This window comes from Vibrio sp. Y176, assembly GCF_033438945.1.
Genome location: NZ_JAWOQS010001195.1, coordinates 1 through 516, shown reverse-complemented (window position 1 = coordinate 516; position 516 = coordinate 1). Strand labels below are relative to the sequence as shown.

General features: G+C 48.6%; 1 protein-coding gene. It reads right to left on the bottom strand.

What is annotated here, in order from left to right; all coding sequences use genetic code 11:
- A partial coding sequence (locus R7O13_RS30945; protein ID WP_318305731.1) for an HlyD family efflux transporter periplasmic adaptor subunit occupies window positions 1-516 on the bottom strand: 516 nt, incomplete at both ends.

The following is a 516-nucleotide window of genomic DNA, read 5'->3' as shown; positions in this document are numbered from 1 at the left end:
ATATCGACCGATGCTGTCATTCCTGGAATGATTGGTAAATCGGCATCCTGACCAAAGCTGGTTTTTTCTGTGCGCACACGCACGCTGTAGAAACTGTTGCCTTCCTCGTCTTGGGTGGTATCTGCACTGATGTGCTCCAGTTCACCCACTAAGCCGCCGTATTTTGTAAAGTCATACGCGGTGAATTTTACGATGGCATTTAGGTTCGGGCGTAGAAAAGCGATGTCTTTCGGGGCGATTTTCGCCTCAACTAACAAGGTGTCTTCGGTTGGTACGATTTCAACGATGTCCATACCCGGTTGGATAACGCCGCCAACGGTGTTGACGTTCAGCGTTTTGATTTTGCCTGTCACCGGAGAGACCACCACTGTGCGGTTTACGCGGTCTTCCAAGCCAACAGCCGATTCAACTAATGCAGACAGTTGGTCTTGAGCATTATTGAGTTTCTCTTGTTGTTCGGAACGGAACTTCAACGCCACATCAATGCGATTGAGCATAGATTCTTTGATGGCGGAT